A 4,809-nucleotide genomic window follows, 5' to 3' on the forward strand; every position below is an offset into this window, starting at 1 on the left:
CGTTCGACCTTGATGACATCGGCGCCCAGGTCGGCCAGGATGGCGCCGACCAGCGGCCCGGCCAGGTTGAGACCAACTTCAATAACGCGGACGCCTGACAGCGGCATGGGCTGTGCTTTCTGATTCTCTCTCTGGTTCTCCCTTTTTCAACGCGTGATACACATTCCCAGGAACCTGAGTTCTCCTGTCGGGTGCCGACTGCCGGATCGGGGATAACCCACCCCGGCCTTCGGCCGCCCCTCCCAGGAGGGGAGCTACCTCCAATCCCCTCCTGGGAGGGGTGCCGCGATAGCGGCGGGGTGGGTTTCTTTTTGCATCACACGTTTCCAAAGGGGGGAGAACGCGGGCTTACTGGGAGACCAGACCGCCGTCGACCGCCATCGGATGACCGGTCACGAATGAGGCCGCATCGGAACACAGCCACACCACGGCCTGGGCAATTTCTTCCGGCTGACCGAGACGCCCGACCGGCTCGACCGTCGCCACCCCTTCTTCCATGCCGGGGCTTTTTTCAAAGGCGCGCTTGACCATCGGCGTTTCAATCACCCCCGGACACACCGAGTTGACCCGAATGCCGGCTTTGGCGTATTCCAGGGCGGCCGTTTTGGTCAACCCGTTCACCCCGTGTTTGCTGGCCACATAGGCCGAGATGCCCTGAAAGCCGACCAGACCGGCGACCGAGGCGGTATTCACGATCGCCCCGCCGCCGTGTTCGAGCATGACCGGGATTTCGTACTTCATGCACAGCCACACCCCGGTCAGGTCAATGGCCACCACCCGATCAAAATCCTCTTCGGTGTACTCGACCGTCGAACACACCGGCCCTTCGATGCCGGCATTGTTGAACGCGCAGTCGAGCCGGCCATAGCTGGCGACCGTCTGTTGGACCATGGCTTCCACCTCGGCCGCGTTTGACACATCGGCCTTGATGAAGATCGCCTCGCCGCCAGCCTCCTGGATCAGCCTGACCGTTTCCTGGCCGCCCTCGACCACCACATCGGCGACCGCGACCTTGGCGCCCTCCTGGGCCATGGCCCGGCAGGTGGCCCGGCCGATGCCCGAGCCGCCGCCTGTGACCAGCGCTACTTTTCCGTCCAATTGACCAGCCATAATGATACTCCTCTCTCGCTCCGATTTCTTCTCACAAGATGGCACAGCATCACGTTTCCTACTCTGCACCGACTGGACACGCAAGCCGGCACGGCCTTACGGGGACAGTCTGTAAAGCAGAACATCCTCCCTATTCGACCGCCGGATGATTGAGCAGAGATAATGCTCCTGGTGTCGCGTTCGTTTTCAGCCGTTCTGGCTGTTGCTCCAGTATGGTTCCTCCCTGGTCGCTAATCGGCTGGCCGGTTGGTAGAGCGTTCCCGCAACAACTCCCGAATCCCCGCGCCAATATCGGCCAGGGCCTCCAGGCTGGCGTCACGGCTTTTGGTGTTGCCCTTCATGACCGCCACACCCCATGCTATGAGGGCACACTGAGCCATTCCGACCAGAAACGCGACCGCGACTTGCCAGTAGCCAAGGCTGAGCGTGTCGTGCTGTACGGCTAATGCGGCCTGTCGCACGGCTAATGCAGCCTGTCGCACGGCCAACGCGGCCGTTTCATACTCGGTCATGCGTTCCTCCTGTGTGCCCGGTTTCTGATACGGCTCACCGTCATATGTGATCGTCGTTCAGTTGACGCTATCAGCTTTGTCCGTCGCCCGCAGGCTCGTCCGCAGGGCCGCCACCTCCTGGCGCAGGGCCCTGAGTTCGCGCCACAGCGCCTCGGACTCGGGCTCGGCCTGGCGTTGCAGATAGCCCGACTCCAGGATGCGGATGAATTCCTCGGCCACGGTGTCCGGCGTCCACTCGCCCTCCGGCCGATACCAGCGGTGCATCCAGTTCCACATGCCGATCAGGGCATAGGTAAACCGCTTGGGGTGGACCGGGATCAGCACGCCGGTGTTCACTCCCTCTTCGACCACTTTCTCTGGGTGACCGAGCGCTCCATCTCCGGCGGCAGATTGAACAGCTCGGAGAAAAAGACCTGGGCCAGCGGCATATGGGTGGCCAGGTAGTGGACATGGTGACGGGTGATGCGGCGCAGCTTCTCCTGGACCGGCAAATCCTCGGCCGCAATACGCTCCAGCGCGGTTTGGGTCGAGGAAATGACCTGGTTGTACATCCGGCGCAGCAGTTCTTCCTTGCTCGGAAAATACGAATAGAACGCGGCCCGGGAAATGCCGGCCGCGACCGCAATATCGTCCAGGGTGGTGGCGTGGTAGCCGCGCTGGCTGAACATATCGGCCGTGACCTTGAGGATTTCCTCTTCCACGGCAGTGCGTTTGCGGGAGCGTTTGCCTGTCAGCATGTCGCGTTCTTGTAGCCTGTCCGGCGCGGTCCGGGCAAGTCCCGGTTTGCTTGACACCGGTAGGGCGCTGGGCGTATACACCCTGGAGTATAGAATATGAACTGCACAATCTGTAGAGCACGCTGAAGGAGGAAACTATGTCACTACATGTTGGCTATGCCCCGGTTTTTCAGAATCCCGGCAATGTGCGGTCGGACGCCGAAGTGTATCAAGAGGAACTGCGTTTGGCCGAACTGGCCGAACCGCTGGGTTTTGATTCGGTGTGGTCGATTGAGCACCACTTCACCGACTACACGATGTGCCCGGACGCCGTTCAGTTTCTGTCCTACATGGCCGGCAAGACCAAGCACATGAAGCTGGGCACGATGGTCATCGTCCTGCCCTGGCACGATCCGGTCCGGGTTGCCGAGCAGATCTCGCTGCTCGACCACCTGTCGGACGGCCGGATGATCCTGGGCTTTGGCCGCGGCCTGGCCCGGGTCGAGTACGAGGGCTTCCGGATTGACCAGAACGAGGGCCGCAACCGCTTTGTCGAATACGCCGAGCTGGTCATCAACGGCCTGAAAAACGGCTACGTGGAGGGCGGCCTGGAGACCCAGCAGCCGCGCCGCGAGATCCGTCCGTATCCCAAATACTCCTTCGATGGCCGCACCTATGCTGCGGCGGTGTCGCCCGAGTCGATGCCGATCATGGCCAAGCTGGGTATTGGCCTGCTGGTCATCCCGCAGAAACCGTGGGAAGTCGTGCAGCAGGATTTCGAGGTCTACCACAAGGTCTGGAGCGAAGAGTACGGGGCCGAGGCCAAGCCGCCCCAGCCGCTGTGCGGGGGCTTCTTCTATGTGGACGAAGACGCCCAGCGGGCCGAGGAGAACGCCTACAAGTGGATTGGCGCCTACTACCACACCGCCATGCGCCACTACGAAATGACCGGCAAGCACTTCGGCTCGCACAAGGGCTACGAGTTCTATAGCAATGTCGGCAAGTACATCAACAAGCACGGCATGGACGGCGCGGCCAAGGACTTCGTCAAGCTGATGCCGTGGGGCACCCCGGACCAGGTGCTGCGCAAGATCGAGAACATGCGCGACATGATCGACATGAACGGCATCATGTGCAACATGAGCTACGCCGGCATGCCCTACGACGAGGCCGAGCGCAGCCTCAGGTGCTTTGCCACACACGTCCTGCCCGAACTCAAGAAGTGGGACACCACCCCGCTGGTCACGCCCCAGCCGCTGACCAACATGCCGGCGCCCGCCTCCAAGGCTGCCTGAGCCGAATGACGAAGGCTGAACGGAAGACCCGTTCAGCCTTCGTTCCCAATTCCTGCCCGCCGGTTTGTTGCCGGGTATACAGGAGGGGCGGGTTTGAAACCCGCCCCTACCGGGGCACTGAACCGGCTCAGTGTTCCGACACTCCCGAAATCCCCCTGCGCTTCGCGCTTCCCCCTTTGACAACGTGTGGGGGAACAAGGCACCCACCCCGGCGCAAGTGCCGGCGCGGGAAAAGGCCGCTGTGGGCTATGCGGAGCAAACATCCCCACTCTCTTCTTGACCGGCTTCCGTCCCGCTTTCGTCTTTTTTCGCAATCGGCTACAGTAGCCCCCCGTAGGTCGGCTGAGCGGAGCGTAAGCCGACAAGCAGCTGTTGGGTTATGCCTTCGGCTGACCCAAGCTACGACTTCGAGTAGGAGGACTCAGCAATGGCCGATCTTGAAACCTTTCGCGTCGAAACACGCCAGTGGCTCACGGACAACGCCCCGGCCTCGATTGTCGGTACGGCGTCGAGCGAGCTGGAGGGCAACTGGGGCGGCCGCAAGGCCAGGTATACCAACCCGGACGCCAAGGTCTGGCTCGACCGCATGGCCGAAAAGGGCTGGACCGCGCCCGAGTGGCCGACCCGCTACGGCGGCGGCGGGCTGTCCAAGGCCGAGGCCAAAATCCTGCGCGAAGAGATGGCCGCGCTCAAGCTGCCGGTGCCGCTGATCGGATTCGGCCTGACCATGATCGGCCCGACCCTGCTGGAGTACGGCACCGAAGAGCAGAAGCAGGAACACCTGCCCAGGATTGTGCGCGGCGAAATTCGCTGGTGTCAGGGCTATTCGGAGCCCGGCTCGGGCAGCGATCTGGCCTCGCTCCAGACCAAAGCCGTGCTCGACGGCGACTTCTACGTCATCAACGGCCAGAAGATCTGGACCTCCTACGCCAACTTCGCCGACTGGATGTTCATGCTGGTCAGGACCGACCCGGACGCGCCCAAGCACCGGGGCATCACCTTCATCCTGATGGACATGGAAACCCCCGGGGTGGAAACCCGGCCGATCAAGCTCATCAGCGGCTCGTCGCCCTTCTGCGAGACCTTTTTGACCGATGTCCGGGTGCCGGCCAAGAACGTGATCAGCACCGTCAACGAGGGCTGGACCGTGGCCAAGGCGCTGCTCAACCACGAACG

General features: G+C 62.3%; 7 protein-coding genes. 2 read left to right on the top strand and 5 right to left on the bottom strand.

Features of this window, described 5'->3' with window-relative positions:
- The 5 genes from J4F42_22080 to J4F42_22100 all read right to left on the bottom strand — a co-directional run.
- Nucleotides 1-107: CoA transferase (locus J4F42_22080; protein ID MCE2488212.1), on the bottom strand; the 107-nt coding region annotated here is incomplete at its 3' end.
- A 241-nt stretch (nucleotides 108-348) separates the two neighbouring features.
- Entirely contained in the window at nucleotides 349-1,110 is a 762-nt protein-coding gene (locus tag J4F42_22085; protein MCE2488213.1) for an SDR family oxidoreductase, read from the bottom strand.
- A 230-nt stretch (nucleotides 1,111-1,340) separates the two neighbouring features.
- Nucleotides 1,341-1,622, bottom strand: a complete 282-nt coding sequence (locus tag J4F42_22090) for a hypothetical protein (GenBank protein MCE2488214.1) — start codon at nucleotides 1,620-1,622, stop codon at nucleotides 1,341-1,343.
- 57 nt (nucleotides 1,623-1,679) lie between these two features.
- Complete coding sequence (locus tag J4F42_22095) at nucleotides 1,680-1,958, bottom strand: hypothetical protein (protein ID MCE2488215.1); 279 nt, start codon at nucleotides 1,956-1,958, stop codon at nucleotides 1,680-1,682.
- Nucleotides 1,955-2,359 (bottom strand): TetR/AcrR family transcriptional regulator, encoded by a 405-nt coding sequence (locus J4F42_22100; protein MCE2488216.1) that lies wholly within the window; start codon nucleotides 2,357-2,359, stop codon nucleotides 1,955-1,957. The genes J4F42_22095 and J4F42_22100 overlap by 4 nt, the downstream gene beginning before the upstream one ends.
- A gap of 137 nt (nucleotides 2,360-2,496) precedes the next feature.
- Here J4F42_22100 and J4F42_22105 point away from each other — a divergent pair, with 137 nt between their 5' ends.
- Nucleotides 2,497-3,633 (top strand): LLM class flavin-dependent oxidoreductase, encoded by a 1,137-nt coding sequence (locus J4F42_22105; protein ID MCE2488217.1) that lies wholly within the window; start codon nucleotides 2,497-2,499, stop codon nucleotides 3,631-3,633.
- Nucleotides 3,634-4,060: 427 nt separating this feature from the next.
- Nucleotides 4,061-4,809: acyl-CoA dehydrogenase family protein (locus J4F42_22110; GenBank protein ID MCE2488218.1), on the top strand; the 749-nt coding region annotated here is incomplete at its 3' end.

It is taken from the genome of Desulfurellaceae bacterium (assembly GCA_021296095.1).
In the GTDB taxonomy this organism is placed as follows: Bacteria; Desulfobacterota; Binatia; order Bin18; family Bin18; genus JAAXHF01.